This is a genomic window from Corynebacterium sp. Marseille-P8863 (genome assembly GCF_946902955.1).
Lineage (GTDB): Bacteria > Actinomycetota > Actinomycetes > Mycobacteriales > Mycobacteriaceae > Corynebacterium > Corynebacterium gottingense.
Genome location: NZ_CAMPQC010000007.1, coordinates 128,209 through 145,953 on the forward strand (window position 1 = coordinate 128,209; position 17,745 = coordinate 145,953).

Below are 17,745 nucleotides of genomic sequence, written 5' to 3' on the forward strand. Positions count from 1 at the left end.
CGGTTGGCCCCCACAGTAGCCACTTCGTGCGTCCGAGTATGTTGGGGCCATGAAAACAAATCTGACTCGGGCCGACGCGCAGCACCGCGCCGCCCTCATTTCCAACGTCCACTACTCCATCGAGCTCGACGTTACTGGCGCCGAGCAGTTCCGCTCGCGCACCACGGTCACCTTCGATTCCCGTGCCGGCGAAACTTCCTTCGACCTGGTCGCGGACTCGTTCACGGCCACCCTGGACGGCTCGCCCGTCGAGGGCCGCGAGCTTTCGCTTACCGACGGCCAACACACCCTCAGCGTCGACGCCACCATCACCTACAACCGCACCGGCGAGGGCCTGCATAAATTCACCGACCCGGTGGACAACAAGGACTACCTCTACACCCAGTTCGAGCCCGCGATGGCGATGAAGGTCTTCGCCTGCTTCGACCAGCCGGACATCAAGGCCACCTACGACATCGCGGTGACCGCACCGGAGTCCTACACCGTGGTCCTCAATGCGCCGACCACGCGCGAGGGCAACACCTGGTCCGCCACCGTGGACTACCCCCTGTCCACCTACCTTATCGCCGTGATCGGCGGCGAGTACGAGCACGTCACCGACACCTACTCCGACGAGCACGGCGAAATCCCGCTGGGCATCTACGCCCGCGCTTCCCTCATGAAGCACCTGGACGCCGACCGCCTGTTCCGCCAGACCAAGGACGGCTTCGCCTACTACCACAAGAACTTCGGCGTGGCCTACCCCTTTGGCAAGTACGACCAGATCTTCTGCCCCGAGTACAACATGGGCGCGATGGAAAACGCCGGCGCGGTGACCTTCCGCGACGAGTACGTGTTCACCTCCGAGCCCACCCCGTACCGCCTGGAGCGCCGCAACGACACCATCCTGCACGAGATGGCGCACATGTGGTTCGGCGACCTGGTCACCATGCAGTGGTGGGACGACCTGTGGCTCAACGAGTCCTTCGCCACCTGGTCCGCCGCCATCGCGCAGACCGAGATCGGCGAGTACCCGGACGCCTGGACCACTTTCGCCGCCGTGGAGAAGGCGTGGGCCTACCAGCAGGATCAGCTGCCTACCACGCACCCGATCGCGGCGGACGCGCCCGACATCGAGACAGCGGAGCAGAATTTCGACGGCATCACCTACGCCAAGGGCGCCTCGGTACTCAAGCAGCTGCAGGCCTACGTCGGCCGCGACGAGTTCTTCGCCGGCGTCCACGAGCACTTCACCAACCACGCCCACGCCAACGCCACCTTCGCTGACCTACTCTCCGCGCTGGAGAAGTCCTCGGGCCGCGACCTGTCCAGCTGGTCCGAGCAGTGGCTGCGCACCACCGGTGTCTCCGCGCTGCGCCCGGAAATCACCGAGGACTCCTTCACCGTCGTGCAGGAATCGGACGTCATGCGCACCCACCGCGTCACCGTGGGCCTCTATTCGCTTATCGACGGCGCCGTCACCCGCACCCACCACGTCACCCTCGACGTCGACGGCGCGCGCACCGAGGTACCCGAGCTCGCCGGAGTCGACCACGACCTGGCTCTGGTCAACGACGAAGACCTCACCTACTGCAAGATGGGCCTGACCCCCGAGCACCAGCGCTTCGCCCTGGATCACCTGGGGGAGATCACCGACCCGCTGGCGCGCACCCTCGTGTGGTCGTCGCTGTGGGAGTCCGTGCGTGACGGCCAGCTCCCGGCCCGCGAGTTCGTCCGCCTGGTGGCCAAGCACGGCGCCGCCGAGGACCAGCCGAGCGTGCAGGAGCGCCTGCTCGCCCAGGCCACCCTGGCGGTCAAGCAGTACGTCGACCCCGCCTGGCAGCCTGAGGGCTTCCGCCTGCTCAACGACGCCTTCCGCGGCGCCGAGCCGGCCGCAATTTTCGACCGCGCACTTGCCCGCCTCTCCCCGACGCCGGAGACGGTGGACTACCTCAAGCAGCTGCTCGAGCGCTCGGACAACCAGGAGGTGCGCTGGCTGGCCCTGACCAGCCTCATCGCCGCCGGCGAAGCGCCGCTCGAGGACGCGGAGAAGGAAGAGGACACCTCGTCCGAGGGCGTGATTTCGCGGTTGCGGTGCCGCGCGACCGTGGAGAAGCGATGGGCGTGGGACACGCTGGTCAACGAGGACCTGACCAACCTGGAGGCGCGCTACCTCATGGACGGGCTGAAGTTCAACGGTGACGAGCTCGACGCGTTCACCGACGAGTACTTCCGCGTCGCGCCGGCGCTATGGGACCGCCTGACCAATGAGATGGCGCAGCGCACCCTCGAGGGCATGTACCCGACCTGGGCGATCTCCGAGGAGGCCGTGCGCAAGGCGGACGCATTGCTTGACGACGCCTCCGTGTCCGCCGGCCTCAAGCGCATCCTCGCCGAGGGCCAGGACCGAGTCGCGCGCGCCGTGCGCAACCGCGCTGCGGACGCTGAAGGCGCTGCAGACGCTGAAGGCACTGGCGAGGGTTGCTAAGGCGCGGCGCTAGAAGCGCGTGACCGCGCGGAGCTGCGCCACGTCCGGCCGGACGACGATGGTGGCGTAGGCGACGACGAGGCTCCCCTCGTACAGCTTGCGGGTCACGCGTTGCAGTGGCGCATTCGCCGCCATCTGGAGCCGGCCGCGCTCCACGTCTGTAGCCACGCCGGGGGTGACCACGTCCTCGCGCAGCGTTGCTGCCTCCGGCCGCCTGTCCACCGTCAAAGTCAGGCTGCTCACGGCGTAGCCTTCCTCATATCTTGGGCGCACGTAGAGTGTCTCCGAAAACGCCGGGGCCCCGTCGGCATAGTGCACACGCTCCTCCGCATACACCTTGTCGCTGGCCCCGTCGCTGGCCCCGTCGCCGAGCTCGGCGTCGGTTTCGGTGTCTCCAAAGGCCGCGGCAACAACCCGAGGAGGGGTGATGCGTCCGGAAAACAGCAGTTTGGAGACGATGTCCACACCTTTCTCCTCCAGCTGCGCCGCCAACCCGGTCGACCCGTTGAGGTCCACGACGGGCGGCAGCGCGCGCACAAACGTGCCCCCGGCTCGGCCGCGCTTGCGCTCAATGATGCCTTCAAGCTGCAACACATCAAGCGCGTGCCGCACTGTCATCCGGGCGACGTTGAACTGGTCGACTAGCTCGCGCTCGGGTGGGAGCTTGTCACCGGGCTTGAGTTCGTGAGACTCAATCCTGGTGCGCAGCGTCTCCGCGATACGGAGATACGCCGGTTTCGTCGCCATAGATACCTTCCCTCGCTCTCCCTCGCGCAATGGGAAAACTCCCAAGACGAGCAATTCGGCCGTTGATTTACGTGCATTTACACGCAGCCGTCAAAATTATTGAAAACGGCTGTGTAAATTTCTCTTCGATCAACGTTAATCAACAAAGGATGCAGTTACCCTGCATTCTTTCTACGCGCCCAACCGACAGTTGTTGTCAAATCAATGGTCTAAATTTGGACGAACGTCGCCCTTTCCGACCCCGGCAGCACACACCCAAACGGGTGCACACCTCCCCCCGATCACCCCCAAAAGGTACATTCCGACCGGACATGCATGCCATGCATGAAAAACCTTGAAATTACCCCCTATTAGGGGTCTAACTTCGATGCAATTTATGCACCCGCAGGTATAACGAGGTCACCAGGCGAACTCGCCGCACCGAGCTTCCTAGCGTCCGGCTTACAACGCCGCCACGGCTTGCTCGAGGTCGGCGATGAGATCGTCCACGTCCTCGATGCCCACCGAGATGCGAACCAACTCCGGCGGGACCTCGAGCGCCGACCCGTTGACCGCCAGGTGCGTCATGGTCGCCGGGTGCTCGACCAGACTCTCTACTCCACCGAGCGATTCTGCGAGGCAGAACAGCTTCGTCGACAAGCAAAACTCCTTCGCCTGCTCCTCGGTCTGGAATTCGACGGACACCATGCCGCCGAAGCGCGTCATCTGGCGCTTCGCCACCTCGTGGTTGGGGTGCGAGGCAAGCCCCGGGTAGTGGACCTTGGCCACACAGTCCTGGCGCTGGAGGAAATCGGCGACCGCCTCGGCATTATCGCAGTGGCGGTCCATGCGCACCGCAAGCGTCTTCAGGCCGCGGGCGGTGAGGTAGGTATCAAACGGTGACGGGATCGCGCCGACCCAGCCAAAGAAGAAGCGCAGGTCCTCCTCCAGATTCGCATCCTTGCCACACACGATGCCGCCAACGACGTCAGAGTGGCCACCGATATACTTGGTGGTGGAGTGCAGCACCACGTCCGCGCCCAGCTCGAATGGCTTTTGCAGGTAGGGAGAGGCGAACGTGTTGTCCACGACGAGGGTTGCTGCACCTTTGGCCCTACTGATTGCCGTGATGTCCGCGATGTTTAGCAGCGGGTTCGTCGGAGTCTCCACCCAAATCACCTTGGTGTTGGGCTGGATCGCCGCAGTGACCGCGTCGGTGTCCGTAATGTCCACCACCGAGTTCTCCACGCCCCACAGCGTGAAGACCTGTTGGATGAGGCGGTAGGTGCCGCCGTAGGCGTCGTTCCCGATGACGATGTGGTCCCCGGGCTTGAGCAGGATGCGCAGTAGGGAGTCAATCGCCGCCATTCCGGAGGCGAACGCCACGCCGTAGTCCGCCCCCTCCAGCGCGGCGACGGTCTTCTCCAGCGCGGTCACGGTCGGGTTACCCACGCGCGTGTACTCGTACCCGCCGCGGAGCTTGGCCAACCCGTCCTGCGCGAATGTGGTGGAGGCGTAGATCGGCGCATTGATCGGTCCGTACAGGCTGTCAGGCTCGTACCCAGCGTGAATTGAATCTGTGGAGAACCCAGAGGTCATCGCGGTACCTTTCTTGTCGTCGCGGCCCCTCCGTGCGACGCATCCGTGCGGCGAGGGGAAGTTTCCCCGAAGTGTAGACCAAGCGGTTCATTTTGGGTGCGGAATGGGCGAATTTTATGCACAGGACGTTCGTTCCGTCTGGCCAGCACCGGCACATCCAGCCGGTTAAGATTGCACCTGATGAGCTATACAACAACACTTCTCGCAGCAGCATCGAACGACACCGAGGCGCGCGTTGACAGCGCCGTCTCCGGCCTCTCCACCTGGTGGAACGACCCCGACACGCAGCAAAACTTTGTCACCCGCCCCTTGTGGATCCTCCTGATCATCCTCGTGGCCTCCGTGCTGCAGTGGGTGCTCAACCGCCTGATCCGCCGCGGTGCCGAAAACGCAATCAAGAACCCTGGCAGCGGTGTGCCCTTCCGGCGCGGGGAGCGCGACGTTGATTCGCCACAGGCGCGCTCGCAGGAGCAGCGCCGGCAGGCTCGCATCCGCACCCTGTCAAACGTGGGTCGCTCTGCGGTGGCCATTGTCATCTGGGTCTGGGCCATCATGGCGATCCTGGACCAGCTCGGCGTGAACGTCGCCCCACTCGTGGCCTCTGCAGGCATCGTCGGTGTCGCTCTCGGCTTCGGCGCGCAGTCGCTGGTCAAAGACTTCTTGTCCGGCATGTTCATCCTGCTTGAGAACCAGTACGGTGTGGGCGACGTCATCGCCGTCAATGACGTCGAGGGCACTGTCGAGGACATGACCATGCGCATCACCACGCTGCGCGACATCGACGGCACGCTCTGGTACATCCGCAACGGCGACATCGAGCAGGTTGGCAACAACTCAGACCGCTTCTCGGTCGCCCGTATGGAAGTCCCCGTCTCCTTGTTCGCCGACCCATCGAAGGCCGCAGACGTGATCCTGGATGCTGCCCGCGCCGCTGCCCAGAACGAGCGCGTCAGCCGCAACATCATCGGCGAGCCCGAGCTCCTCGGCGTATCCAGCTTCACTACCGACCACCTCACCTACCGCGTTACCGTAAACACCATGCCCGGCGAGCAGTGGGACGTGAGTCGCTTCATGTACGAGCAGATCCTCGAGGCAATGCAGGAAGCCGACGTCCGCCTGCCGGGCTCCGAACCCACCCTCGTGCGCAATGACCCGCGCGACAAGATCACCGAAAGAGGGCCCTCCAATGACCAGTAACCCGCAGGAGCATTCGCTTTACGACGCCCTTGGCGCCGACTTTTTCCAACGCCTCGTCGAAGGCTTTTACAACCAGGTCAAAGAAGACGACCTCATCGGCCCGATGTACCCGGACCAGGACTGGGACGGCGCGCAGGACCGGCTCCGTTGGTTCCTCGTGCAGTACTGGGGCGGTCCCCGGACCTACCAGGAAAAGCGCGGCAACCCCATGCTGCGGCGCCGCCACTTCCCCTTCCCCATCGGCGAGCCAGAGGCGGATCGGTGGCTACACCTCATGGAAAATTCGCTGAACCAGTTTTCGGACGAGGAGCTCCCCGAGGCGTACCGCTTCGCCCTGTGGAACCACATGCAGCGCGTCGCCTACATGATGATCAACCAGGGTCCGCGCGCGTACTAAACGAGCGTGCTTAGACGAACAGCCCGAGTCCCGTTGAGTGGTAAACGGACCCAAACGGGGCGTCGAGACGCACCCAGCGCCCCGCGGTGGACACCCGCAGATGGCGCGGGATGTCAATGGGGGCAGCGAAGCCGGGGATGAACCCCAGCGACGTGCAGGTAAAAATCATTCGCATGGGGATCTCCACCGGGCTTGCAGACTCCGCGTCGGCGGTCAGCACCGTCGAGTCCAACAGCGACTTCGGCGGCCCCATCGGCCCGGAAAACTGGCGGGCGAGTTCTCGGCCCTTGTCGGCGAGCTGGCGCGCCACCGAAACTGGCACCTCGTCACGCACCGTGAAGCCCTCGCGCGGGGGCAGCGCGCCGGGCCAGTTGGGGTCCCGCGCCGCACCGACTTCGGCGCGGCCAGCCTGCAACGCAGCCAGCAGATCGCTCGCCGCCACCACTGCCCCATCGCGCGAGGCCTCGCCGCTCACCCGGCGCGACGCGATGCAGTCGAAGGGGGTGGTGACATAGACGTCGACCGCGGGGGCGCCTGCGTCGAGCGACTGGAACCGGGCCGACGCGGAGGCGTCGAGGCCGGTGGCCCGGCCGATCAGCGCTGTCAGCCCCGGAGCGCCGTCCGTAATGCGGAGGGACTCCATTTACTCCTCGCCAGCTTCGTCGATGCTCGAGGCAACGCGGGTGAGGATGCCGATTTCCTTCTGGGTGATCTGGCGCGGGGACGTCGTCGCGGTGTCCACGGTGACCTGCACGGTTTCCACCACGCAGCAGATGTGGCCTTGCGCGTCCTTAATCTCCTGGCGCGTGGTGAAGGAGGTGTTGCCCAGCCGCACAACCTCGGTGTCCACGGTGACCTCGGTCGTGTTGGGCAGCAGCGGGCGGATGTAGTCCGCGTCAACGCGGCGGACAAACACGACGAACTCGTGGCCCTGCGCCTCGAAGAACTGCTGCGCAAACGCCAGGCGCGCCTCCTGGGCGAGCTCGATGTAGGCGGAGTTGGTGACGTGGCCGTACCGGTCAAAGTCGCCCCAGCGCAGCGAAACCTTGTGAGTATGCGGGGCCCCGGCGCCGTTCGCGCCTGCGGTCTCGCCGTGTCCTGGTTGCTCAGCCATATTCTCCACTCCAAACTTCGCGGGTATGCGGTGCACGTACTGCCGACATGCTACCCCACAACCAACGCCCCGCCACGGAACCAGTGTGAGCTGGCTCTCGGGGCGGGGCGTGAAGCGGGAGGCCGGGTGGCGTCGAGAAGCGTGTGCCTAGCGCGTCAGCTTGCGGTGCGTGACGCGGGACGGCTTCGCGGCCTCTTCGCCCAGTCGCTCGACCTTGTTCTTCTCGTAATCGCCGAAGTTGCCTTCGAACCAGTACCACTGGCCTTCCTCAACGTTGCCTTCCCAGGCGAGGATGTGGGTGCAGGTGCGGTCCAGGAACCAGCGGTCGTGCGAGATGACCACGGCGCAACCCGGGAATGCCTGCAGCGCGTTTTCCAGCGAGCCCAGGGTTTCCACGTCGAGGTCGTTGGTGGGCTCATCGAGCAGGATCAGGTTGCCGCCCTGCTTCAGCGTGAGCGCCAGGTTGAGGCGGTTGCGCTCACCACCGGAGAGGACCTTGGACGGCTTCTGCTGGTCAGCACCCTTGAAGCCGAAGGCGGACAGGTACGCGCGCGAGGGCATCTCGTTCTGGCCAACGTGGATGTAGTCCAGGCCGTCCGAGACGACCTCCCACACCGTCTTCTCCGGGTCGATGTTGGCGCGGTTCTGGTCCACGTAGGACAGCTCGACTGTCGAGCCCACCTCAACGTCGCCGGAATCCGGGTCCTCGAGACCCACGATGGTCTTGAACAGGGTGGTCTTACCCACGCCGTTCGGGCCGATCACGCCAACGATGCCGTTGCGCGGCAGGGTGAACGAGAGGTCCTTGATCAGCGTGCGCCCGTCGAAGCCCTTGTTCAGGTTTTCCACCTCGACGACCTTATTGCCCAGGCGCTGCGGGGTCGGGATCTGGATCTCCTCAAAGTCCAGCTTCTTGTACTTCTCCGCCTCTGCCGCCATCTCTTCGTAACGCTCCAGGCGGGCCTTGTTCTTTGCCTGGCGAGCCTTCGGCGAGGAGCGAACCCAGTCCAGCTCCTTCTTCAGGCGCTTCTGCAGCTTCTGGTCCTTCTTGCCCGCGACCTGGAGGCGCTCCTGCTTCTTCTCCAGGTAGGTGGAGTAGTTGCCCTCGTACGGGTAGAGCTGGCCACGGTCGACCTCGCAGATCCACTCCGCGACGTTGTCCAGGAAGTAGCGGTCGTGTGTCACGGCGAGGACGGCGCCCGGGTAGTCCTGCAGGTGGCGCTCCAGCCACAGCACACTCTCCGCGTCGAGGTGGTTGGTCGGCTCGTCCAGCAGGAGCAAGTCCGGCTCGGACAGCAGCAGCTTCGCCAGCGCCACTCGACGGCGCTCACCACCCGACAGGTTGGTCACCGGGGAATCCGACGGCGGGCAGCGCAGCGCTTCCATCGCCTGCTCGATCTTGGAGTCGACCTCCCACGCGTCGGCCGCGTCGAGCTCCTCCTGGAGCTTGCCCATTTCCTCCATGAGCTCGTCGGAGTAGTTGGTCGCCATCTCTTCGGCGATCTGCTCGAAGCGGGCCTTCTTTTCAAAAATGTCGCCGAGGCCCTCCTCGACGTTCTCGCGGACCGTCTTCTCCTCGTTCAGCGGAGGCTCCTGCAGCAGGATGCCCACCGACGCGCCGGGCTGGAGGAATGCCTCGCCGTTGTTCGGCTGGTCAATTCCCGCCATGATCTTGAGCAACGACGACTTACCAGCGCCGTTGGGGCCCACGACACCGATCTTGGCGCCGGGGTAGAAAGCCATGGTGACGTTGTCCAGAATGACCTTGTCACCGATGGCCCTGCGAACGTTTTTCATCGTGTAGATGAATTCAGCCACGTGAAGTCCCCTCTTGTGAATTCGACTGCGAAATTGGCGTAAATGCTTTCCACAGACTACATCATTTCGGGGCCTCCACATGGCCTGACTGCCTGCACCAGACCAGGCATCGCGCGCGGGGAAGCAGCGACAGATCAGCGTTGGGTGAAGTGACGGCTTAGAAGGGCACCCCCTCGGCGTCTGCGGAATCCGCAGAGTCTGCGGAATCTGCTGCGTTTGCGCCACCCGCGCCGCCACTGCCGGCGGCCGCGCCGACCAATACGGGCTCGCGCTCTTTGGCGCGCTTTGCGTGCCCGATGGCGTCTTCCTCGCTCATCAGCCGGTCAGTAACGCCCCCGCGACTGTCTCGCGTCAGCTCCTCCGTCGTCTTCGCCCGAAGCGGTTCCTGCCCGGCCAGCGTGTTGCCAACGGGCTCGCTACGCACCGAACTGACCTGGTGGCGGGCCAGGTCGAACGCAACTTGGGTCGCCTTCAGCACGATCTTTGAGCGCTTGAGCTTCTCCTGCTCGGCCCCCTCCGGCGCGTCAACCAGCCACGTTTCCGTCACCAACTTGCCACAGACGGAAACCGGCAGTCCCCGCTTCAGCGACGCCGCCACGTTGGTGGCGAGCTGCCCCCAGCATTCGACATCGATATACAGCTGATCCACGTCCTCCCACAGCACCTTCCCGGAGGAATCCTTTTCCTCCGTCGGGCGACGGCGCGAGGTGGCGAGGCGAAATTTACACAGCACCGAATCGGTGTCCTTAAACACGCGGAGGTCTGGGTTATCAATCAGGTTGCCGTGGATGTGAGTGTGCAAGTGGCTCATGGAAGAGCCACCCCCTTTCCTAAACTTTGACGTTTGTTTCGTGCAACGGGGCGTCGACAAGCGCTTGCTCCGTTAGGCGTATTTTTACACGAAACGTACGAAATAGGAAGGGGTGGCGGACAATTTTTCAAAAATGGCAGCTAGAGTCGATTGTATTGCGCGAGCATCTCGTTGTATTGGCGCCATTCCTCGTCGTCTGTTTCTTCTGCCATGCGGTCGGATTCGATCGCCTCCCGGTTGTCCTCCGCGAACCACGCGCGGAACAGCTGCGCAAACACGATGACCAGCGGGAACGAACCGGCCGCCCAGCCGATTCCGCCACCCACCTTTTGATCATCAAGCAGGTCCGGATCCCACGGGAGCTGCAGCGACTGGTAGAAATCCTCGCCCAGCACGAAGTTGAGCTGCATCAGGTACACGCCCATAAAGAGGTGGAACGGCATGGCGATCCACAGCCACGCCAGGCGAACTTTCGCCGAGTGACGCGCGGGCAGCTCGTCCGGCCCAATAAGTTCCCAGAAGTAGAAGTAGCCGGAAACAAGGAACACGGCGTTCATGATCACGTGGCCCGCGTGCTCCGAGATCATCAGCTCATACAGCGAGGGGAAGACGTACATGACGTAGAAGAGCACGAGGAACTGCACCGCGGACACCGGCGGGTAGGTGATCACGCGGACGAGGCGCGAGTGCTGGAAGCTCTCCGCCCACAGGCGCGGGTTGAACTCGCCGGCCGGGTAGGCCTCGCGGACCAGCGTGAGCGGCGCGCCGAGCACGAAGAAGACGGGAGCGCCCATCGAGAGGATCATGTGCACTGTCATGTGCGTGGAGTACGCGGCCGCCATGTGCATCCCCAGCCCGGAGCTCAGCGTGACCACCACCGTGGCGCAGCCGAGCAGCCACCACGCCGTGCGAGACGCGCGCCATCCGGGCACCCGGCGCACCAGGTGGAGGTAGTACACAGCAAGCAGCAGCGCGATAACGCTGTACAGCAGCTCCGGGCGCCACTGCGTCAGCCAGTTGCCCCACGTGAGCGGCTCGGCAAGGTTGTAGCCCAGCGCCACCTGCATCGCAGTCAGGTCCGGGTCCAGCGGCGGCGGGGGTGGGGTGCGCCCGAGTGTGACCGACAGGCCCGCAATTGCCGCCATGACCACGACCTCCACGAGGGCGAAGCGGGTAAACGCGCCGGGGCGCGACCCCAGCTGCGGCAGCGTGAGCTGGCGGTGCGCGAACCCCATCAGGCCAAGCAGGAGGATGCCCGCGAACTTGATCACCAGCACCCAGCCGTAGGCGTAGTCGAGCAAGTCGGACAGCCGGACCCGGATGAGCGCATTGGTCAGCCCAGATACCAGCATGACCAGCAGCGCGAACAGGGCAACCGCGGAATACCGCCGCGCCGCCCCCTCCAGGTTGGGGCCCAGCCTGCGGCCGTGCGCCACCAGCGCCATGAGTCCGCCGACCCAGATGAGCATGAACACCAGGTGCCAGATCAGCGAGTTCGTGCCAAAGTCGTGGCTTCCGCCCGACGCCGAGTGACCCGTCAGCGCCAGTGGCATTATCGACGCCAACGCGCCCCCACACAGCGCCACCTGGGAAAACCAGCTGCGCGCCAGGAGTCCGCACACGCCAACGACCGCGGCGATGATGGCGGTGACCAGCCACACCTTCGCGTCGGCAACCTGCTCCAGCGCGACGGACCAGGCACTGAGCTGGAAGAAGACCTCCCCGAGCGGTTCGCCGGAGACGTCGGAAAGCACGAGCGGAATCATCGTCAACCCGATAAGCGCGATGCCAAGCTGCGCCCAGCCGCCGGTCCGCGATGCGATGATCCCGTCGACGGTGAGCTGCGCGCCGTTCAGATCCGCGCCCTCGCCGCGCCGCGTCGGCGGGATCAGCCACGCGGTGAGGAAGAACGACCCCACTGACAGCGCAAACAGTAGCCAGGCGACGCCGCGCAACGCGGGCAGGCCGGCAGTGGTCAACGCACCGGGATCAGGGATGCCGAGGGCACTTAACGACGCCCCCGCGAACGATTGCGCCACCGCACCCGCCACCACCGCGGCGATCACGCAGGCTGCAACGTACACCGGCCAGGCGGGCCGCACTGCCCGCTTGCGAACTCCCACTTCAGACATGCCCCCTACCCTACTTTTGATTGATTGGGGTGCCTAACTGGCCTTGCGCTACAATAGGCGGGCTGCACGGAGCGCCCGGGCGTACGGGTGCCCTCGTGAGCGCTGCCCCCATAGCTCAGTGGATTAGAGCATCCGGTTTCTACCCGGCTGGTCGCGGGTTCGAGTCCTGCTGGGGGCGCTTGTCGTTGGGGCGAAAACCGCTGCTAGGAGGAGTTTCGGCGCTTCCGTCGCAGCATGTTCACCGCCACCGCGGTGCCGAGGATTGCCGCGTGCTGACGCTGATCCAGGCCCGGCTGGAAACTGATCCGGTACGAGGTCTTACCCATAAACGCGCGCCCCATGCCCGTGTACTCTGCATTGATGCTCGCGATCGGCTGTCCGTTGCTGGTCAGGTCAAAGTTGAGGGCGAGCAGCTTGCCATCAATCTGCACGCTGGGAAAGCCGGCGATCTCCAGGTCAAGCTTGGTGCGCAGCAGGGAAAACTTGCTGCGCAGTGTGGCGAGCACCATGTCGGGCTCCGCCAGGCGCACCTCGTAGGAGTCCCGGAGGAAATTCGCCGGGTCGGTCACGCCAAGCACGAGGGTGCCTTGGGCGTCGCGCACCTCCACCCCGCGCGAGCCACGGAACATATCGGCGAGCTGCCGCGTTTGCCGCGCCGTGCCGACGAGCTGGCCCTGCCCGTCGGTGATTTCAAATTCGTCGGTACCAAGTGCCTTGGTCTGGCTGAAAATCAGTTCATCGCGATCAAGCATGACGCCAGGCTACCGCCACGGCAGCCACCACGCTTTCCGATGCGGCGGCGCGTGCCGCACTTCCGGCTTCGCTTCGTCGACCTCCGGAGTCGCCTCAGGCTTCTCGACGACTACGTCTTCCCGGTCTTCCCTTAGCTCGTGGGCCCCGTGGTACTCCTCTGCTTCCGGCACATCCGGTGCGTCTGGCGCTTCTACCAGCTCGGCGTCAGTACCGTCGGCGGCGTCAGCGCCGTCAGTGACGTCACGCCGCACTTGCGTTCATGCCAGGCCGAACTTCTTCACGTTCGCGTTCACGGCCGTACGCAGGAGCGCCAGGTTGGTCCGGGAGGAGTCGACTGCCACGTAGATGAACAAGTCATTTTCCAGAATCTTGATCAAGTGGAACTGGTCGGTCAGGGTAAGCAGCATGTCCTGCAGACCACCCTGGATGCCCAGCGCCTCCATGGTCTTGAACTTGGCCTTCACCATCTCAGAGTTGTACGCAGCCGCGATGTCCAGGTCGAAGTCCGGGTAACGGGAGGTGGACACCAGGGACATACCGGTGTTGATGTCGACGACAGATGCGCCAATGAAGCCGCTCAGGTCCTCAGAGACGGCGTTGAGGAAGTTGTTGAGATTCTCCTGCTGGGACATTCGATTCCTTTTCGTATTCTCGTGTAATTGCTGGTCACGGCGCACAGGTACGCGCCCGTTTGGGGCGGTGGAAGTGCACGCTGGCCCGGATTGCCACCACAGAATACCGCAATATTAGACAAATGGAAAGAAAAGTCTGATAATTTGAGTGTCACTCCCCAAACTGAACCTGAGGAAATGATATGACTCAAACGCCCGCCACTGGGCGGCGCCACGGAAAGGTCGAGGACATCACCGCCGATGACCTGGACCCACACCTGACAATGCCCTCGGACGCCATCATTGGCGCGTACTCAGATTCCGAGGTCGTCTTTGTCGGCCCGGTTGGGGTTGGTAAGACGACGGGAGTCGCGACCATCTCGACGGTGACACCCATCAATACTGAGGCGCACGCCAACGCTTCCGACGACTTCATCGCGCAGACCAAGACAACGACCACCGTGGGGATCGACTTCGGCGTCTGGGACCGCGCCGACACCACGCGCGTCGCCGTCTTCGGCACCGCGGGCCAAGACCAGTTTGATGATGCGCGCACCCCCGCCCGCAATCCGGCCGCAGCGCTCGTGGTCTGGCTCTTCGGGCTCCCGCAGCTCCTGGAACAGCAGGTCGTGCACTGGCTGGAGACCATCGGGAGCTTGGACGCCTATCACCGCACCACCTTCGCGGTGAACTTCATCGACCCGGATGGGCCCGACCCGCTCCCGATCCTGCGCGATTTCCTTTCCACGGCCGGCCACTCCGACATTCCCGTGGTGGCGGCCGACCCGCGCGTGCACGACGACGTGGCGCGCGTTATTGACCTCGCCCTGACCAGACTGGAGGATTACCTGTGACCGCGACGCTTGAAAACACGACGACCACGTTGGCCACAGACGGCCTGGAGGGCGGATTGTCAGAAGCCATGAAAGATGACGTCAAAGCTCAGATTGGGCGCCACCGCCGGGTGCGCGGCACCGATTTCGCTACGAACGACCTGGCTGCCGCCGCTCTGCCATACATGTCGCGCATGCGCCACCAGGTACCGGGAATCTACGCAGTCGTCCTCGGCACCGGCGACGGCACCCACGTCTGCTCGATCGGCCTCGGCGACGCGCTCGACGCCGCCCGGATCAGCGCCCTAAACTCATCGATGTTTGGCACCGCCGGGGCGCAGGCCGCGATTGTGGACCCCTCCCGCGACCCCAATGAGGCGAAAGGCGAAGGACGCGACGCAATCGTCAGCGTCTCGCTGCCAAACGACGAGGTCATCGCACTGGCAAAAGTGGCGCACCCGCCCGTCGGCCACCTGGTCCTGGCCGTTTTTGCCCGCGACGCACAGCTGGGCATGGTGGTCCACCACGCGCGCACCTCCGCGCAGGCGCTCTCGGAGTGGCTGGACGAGGAGTAATCCCGCTTGACGATGCCCCGCATTCTGATACACTTTCCACTATGAAAAACATGGAGATGCAGGGTCGGCAAACTACGACAAATCAGCACGCCAGAGACAGAGACAAGGACACAGCCGCCTCCGCCCGCGAAGCACTCGAGGCCATCCGCAGCACCGAAGCGCGCACCAAGGCATCCCAACCCGTGCCGTGGCTGAGCATCGTGGCGACCAGCCTCTGTTTCGGCGCCGGCATGTACTTCACCCTCGTTGGGCACGCCTGGGGTTTGCTCATCCTCCTCGCTGGTGTGGTGGGCATCATCTGGATCGAGCTTTCCGCCAAACGCGGGGTGCGCACCGCGATGAAGCAAGAGGTCCGCGAGGATCCGAAGCTCAATTGGAAAGCTGTCGTCATTCCTCTGCTCGCATACCCCCTCATGACGCTCGCTGAAGGAATCGGCACAGTGGCCTGTGCCATCGTCGCGGCAGCCACAACAATTGGCATGATCGCCGCCTACGGCCTGACCTGGAACAAGTACCATGACTAACCCCGTCATCCACCCCATCAACCGTTTGAAGATTTGCGCGGCGCTCAACGCCGGCGGCGCCATCGAAGGCGAGACGCGCTACGAAATGCGCTTCAGCACGCTTCGCGACGCCACCCAGCTTTCCGACGCCACGCTGTCCAAACAACTCAACGCCCTGGAGGAAGCCGGTTTTGTGACCCGGTTCCGCGAGTACGGCTCGACTCGGGCGAAGGACACGGTGTGGGTCACGCTCACCAGGGAGGGGCGCGAAGCCTTCCAGGCGCACATGGAGGCGTTGGAGGCGCTGGCGAGGGGTGAGGTGGGCGTCGAGAAGCACTAGCCCAGGTACCCTGTAGACCATGACTTTTCCAGCCCCCGAAATTGACTCTTATGCCCTGGTGACCGGCGCGTCACAGGGCATCGGCGAGGCAATAGCGCGCGACCTCGCCGCCGCCGGCTACAACCTGATTATCGTCGCCCGTCGCGAAAGCGTGCTCATGGAGCTCGCCCACGAACTGAGCGACGCGCACGGTGTCAACGTCGAGGTCGTGGCCGCCGACCTGGCCAAGGAGCGCGATGTGGACGCGCTGCTCGCGCACATTGCGACGCGCAAGGTGACGCTGTGCGTGAACTCGGCGGGCATCGCCAGCTTCGGCCCATTCATGCGCCAGGACTGGGGCTACGAGACAAACCAGTACAACCTGAACGCCACCGCCGTGTTCCGCATCACCAAGGCCGTGCTGGACCAGATGGTGCCGCGGGGCGAGGGGGCGCTGTGCAACGTCGGCTCGGCCGCGGGCAACATCCCCATTCCCAACAACGCCACCTACGTGTTCACCAAGGCTGGCGTGAACGCGTTTACCGAGGCCCTGCACTTCGAGCTCAAAGATTCGGGCGTGCACTGCACCCTGCTTGCACCGGGCCCCGTGCGCGACGCGTACATTCCGGAAGAGGAGCAGTCCATCGTAGACAAGGTCGTGCCGGATTTCCTGTGGACCACCTACGACTCGTGCGCCCGCGACACGCTGCGGGCCATGCGCGCAAACAAGCGCCGCGTGGTCCCCGGCCCGCTGTCCAAGGCGATGGACGTGGTTTCCGCCTACGGGCCGCGCGGCGTGATCGCCCCGCTCGTAGGCAGTTTTTACGCAAAGATGGGAGAAGAGTAACCGTGGACATCCACGCAAAAGATAACCGGATCGTTTGGGTCGACCTGGAGATGACCGGTCTAGACACGCACCGCCACGTGATCGTCGAGGTGGCGGCACTGGTGACCGATGCCGAGCTCAATATTTTGGACGAAGGCCTGGACATTGTCATCGGAGCGACCGAGGCCGAGCTCGCTGAGATGGATGACTTTGTCACCAAGATGCACACAGATAACGGGCTGCTCGACGAGATCAAGGCGTCGACCGTCACCATGAAGGAGGCCGAGGACGCCGTCCTGGCACTGCTGGACAAGCACTGCGATAAGGCGCACCCCGCTCCCCTGGCGGGCAACTCAATTGCCACCGACCGCGCCTTTATCCGCGAGCAGATGCCACGCCTCGACTCGGCCCTGCACTACCGCATGATCGACGTCTCCACCGTCAAGGAGCTCACCCGCCGCTGGTTCCCGCGTGCGTACTTCAACCAGCCCGAGAAAGGCATGGCGCACCGCGCGCTCGCGGACATCGTGGAATCCATTCGCGAACTGGACTACTACCGCCGCTCCGTGTTCGTGGAATCTCCCGGCCCGGAGACCCCGGAAGCTGAGCACGCAAGGGACGCTGCCAATAGCGCCTACCAGCCGTTTTTGTGATTTAGAGACCGCGTACTAAGGTAGTTCCCGCTGCTGAAAACGCAGCGATGGTGGCTGTAGTTCAGCTGGTAGAGCACCAGGTTGTGATCCTGGGTGTCGCGGGTTCGAGTCCCGTCAGCCACCCCAAAGTTACCCCGTGACCTATACAAACAGGTCACGGGGTGTATTGCTTTCTCGGTCGGCCGCGCCCTACGGCGCCTGTTCGCCGCGCTCGCCGGTACGCACGCGGATCACGTCGTCGACGGGTTAAGCGACAAAATGTGTGCTTTTCTCGGCGTGTCGACTTAAGCGACAAAATGTGTGCTTTTTTGGGGGTGGGATGGGTGGTTTTTGGGTGTGTTGTGCTGGGGTTATGTTCGTCCTGCCCAGCCGTGTCGGATGGCCCAGGAGGGGTTGAAGTCGGTGTCGATG

Annotated in this window: 19 protein-coding genes and 2 tRNA genes; 11 read left to right on the forward strand and 10 right to left on the reverse strand. The window is 64.1% G+C overall.

Going from position 1 to position 17,745, the window contains the following annotated elements:
* Nucleotides 1–49: 49 nt before the first annotated feature.
* Nucleotides 50–2,467, forward strand: coding sequence for an aminopeptidase N (gene pepN / locus OVO38_RS07035; RefSeq protein WP_267208079.1), 2,418 nt, complete (start codon nt 50–52; stop codon nt 2,465–2,467).
* 9 nt (nt 2,468–2,476) lie between these two features.
* Here the strand turns inward: pepN and OVO38_RS07040 are convergent, their stop codons facing one another.
* Together OVO38_RS07040 and OVO38_RS07045 are read right to left on the reverse strand one after the other, a co-directional pair.
* Nucleotides 2,477–3,214, reverse strand: coding sequence for a GntR family transcriptional regulator (locus tag OVO38_RS07040; protein WP_239215108.1), 738 nt, complete (start codon nt 3,212–3,214; stop codon nt 2,477–2,479).
* A gap of 441 nt (nt 3,215–3,655) precedes the next feature.
* Nucleotides 3,656–4,792 carry a cystathionine gamma-synthase gene (locus OVO38_RS07045; RefSeq protein ID WP_095553628.1) on the reverse strand — a complete coding sequence of 379 codons (1,137 nt, stop codon included), beginning with the start codon at nt 4,790–4,792 and terminating at the stop codon, nt 3,656–3,658.
* Nucleotides 4,793–4,972: 180 nt separating this feature from the next.
* Here OVO38_RS07045 and OVO38_RS07050 point away from each other — a divergent pair, with 180 nt between their 5' ends.
* Entirely contained in the window at nt 4,973–5,989 is a 1,017-nt protein-coding gene (locus tag OVO38_RS07050; protein ID WP_095555044.1) for a mechanosensitive ion channel family protein, read from the forward strand.
* Nucleotides 5,979–6,386, forward strand: coding sequence for a globin (locus OVO38_RS07055; protein ID WP_095275414.1), 408 nt, complete (start codon nt 5,979–5,981; stop codon nt 6,384–6,386). Before OVO38_RS07050 ends, OVO38_RS07055 begins: the two co-directional genes overlap by 11 nt.
* Nucleotides 6,387–6,396: 10 nt before the next feature.
* Here the strand turns inward: OVO38_RS07055 and OVO38_RS07060 are convergent, their stop codons facing one another.
* The 5 genes from OVO38_RS07060 to OVO38_RS07080 all read right to left on the reverse strand — a co-directional run bounded on the left by OVO38_RS07060 (nt 6,397) and on the right by OVO38_RS07080 (nt 12,261).
* On the reverse strand, nt 6,397–7,029 hold the full coding sequence (locus OVO38_RS07060) for a hypothetical protein (protein WP_095553630.1): 633 nt from the start codon (nt 7,027–7,029) through the stop codon (nt 6,397–6,399).
* Complete coding sequence (locus tag OVO38_RS07065; RefSeq protein WP_095275412.1) at nt 7,030–7,500, reverse strand: acyl-CoA thioesterase; 471 nt, start codon at nt 7,498–7,500, stop codon at nt 7,030–7,032. It abuts the gene before it with no gap.
* 147 nt (nt 7,501–7,647) lie between these two features.
* A complete protein-coding gene (gene ettA, locus OVO38_RS07070; protein WP_095275411.1) occupies nt 7,648–9,318 on the reverse strand; it encodes an energy-dependent translational throttle protein EttA in 1,671 nt (556 codons plus the stop codon).
* A 157-nt stretch (nt 9,319–9,475) separates the two neighbouring features.
* Nucleotides 9,476–10,129, reverse strand: a complete 654-nt coding sequence (locus tag OVO38_RS07075; protein ID WP_095555041.1) for a single-stranded DNA-binding protein — start codon at nt 10,127–10,129, stop codon at nt 9,476–9,478.
* 140 nt (nt 10,130–10,269) lie between these two features.
* Nucleotides 10,270–12,261, reverse strand: coding sequence for a cytochrome c oxidase assembly protein (locus tag OVO38_RS07080; protein ID WP_267208081.1), 1,992 nt, complete (start codon nt 12,259–12,261; stop codon nt 10,270–10,272).
* Between the two features lie 104 nt (nt 12,262–12,365).
* Between OVO38_RS07080 and OVO38_RS07085 the strand changes: the two genes are divergently transcribed.
* Nucleotides 12,366–12,439: transfer RNA gene (locus tag OVO38_RS07085), tRNA-Arg, on the forward strand.
* Between the two features lie 25 nt (nt 12,440–12,464).
* Here OVO38_RS07085 and OVO38_RS07090 read toward each other — a convergent pair.
* The 3 genes from OVO38_RS07090 to OVO38_RS07100 are packed head-to-tail and all read right to left on the reverse strand — an operon-like array spanning nt 12,465 to nt 13,646.
* A complete protein-coding gene (locus OVO38_RS07090) occupies nt 12,465–13,013 on the reverse strand; it encodes an LURP-one-related/scramblase family protein (protein WP_267208082.1) in 549 nt (182 codons plus the stop codon).
* A 9-nt stretch (nt 13,014–13,022) separates the two neighbouring features.
* Nucleotides 13,023–13,265: a hypothetical protein gene (locus tag OVO38_RS07095; protein WP_095553634.1), complete on the reverse strand. Its 243-nt coding sequence runs from the start codon at nt 13,263–13,265 to the stop codon at nt 13,023–13,025.
* 6 nt (nt 13,266–13,271) lie between these two features.
* Nucleotides 13,272–13,646, reverse strand: coding sequence for a hypothetical protein (locus OVO38_RS07100; protein WP_095275406.1), 375 nt, complete (start codon nt 13,644–13,646; stop codon nt 13,272–13,274).
* A 182-nt stretch (nt 13,647–13,828) separates the two neighbouring features.
* On the opposite strand from OVO38_RS07100, the gene OVO38_RS07105 reads away from it, so the two are divergent.
* The 7 genes from OVO38_RS07105 (at nt 13,829) to OVO38_RS07135 (ending at nt 17,460) form a co-directional block, all read left to right on the forward strand.
* Nucleotides 13,829–14,479 carry a hypothetical protein gene (locus OVO38_RS07105; RefSeq protein ID WP_095547441.1) on the forward strand — a complete coding sequence of 217 codons (651 nt, stop codon included), beginning with the start codon at nt 13,829–13,831 and terminating at the stop codon, nt 14,477–14,479.
* Nucleotides 14,476–15,033, forward strand: coding sequence for a hypothetical protein (locus tag OVO38_RS07110; RefSeq protein ID WP_267208085.1), 558 nt, complete (start codon nt 14,476–14,478; stop codon nt 15,031–15,033). The genes OVO38_RS07105 and OVO38_RS07110 overlap by 4 nt, the downstream gene beginning before the upstream one ends.
* A 41-nt stretch (nt 15,034–15,074) precedes the next feature.
* Nucleotides 15,075–15,557 (forward strand): hypothetical protein, encoded by a 483-nt coding sequence (locus tag OVO38_RS07115; RefSeq protein WP_267208086.1) that lies wholly within the window; start codon nt 15,075–15,077, stop codon nt 15,555–15,557.
* Entirely contained in the window at nt 15,550–15,876 is a 327-nt protein-coding gene (locus OVO38_RS07120; RefSeq protein ID WP_095275403.1) for a transcriptional regulator, read from the forward strand. Before OVO38_RS07115 ends, OVO38_RS07120 begins: the two co-directional genes overlap by 8 nt.
* A gap of 19 nt (nt 15,877–15,895) precedes the next feature.
* Nucleotides 15,896–16,702 carry a mycolate reductase gene (cmrA, locus tag OVO38_RS07125; RefSeq protein WP_267208087.1) on the forward strand — a complete coding sequence of 269 codons (807 nt, stop codon included), beginning with the start codon at nt 15,896–15,898 and terminating at the stop codon, nt 16,700–16,702.
* 2 nt (nt 16,703–16,704) lie between these two features.
* Nucleotides 16,705–17,334, forward strand: coding sequence for an oligoribonuclease (gene orn / locus OVO38_RS07130; RefSeq protein ID WP_255395997.1), 630 nt, complete (start codon nt 16,705–16,707; stop codon nt 17,332–17,334).
* Nucleotides 17,335–17,384: 50 nt separating this feature from the next.
* Nucleotides 17,385–17,460: transfer RNA gene (locus OVO38_RS07135), tRNA-His, on the forward strand.
* The last annotated feature ends 285 nt before the right edge of the window (nt 17,461–17,745 follow it).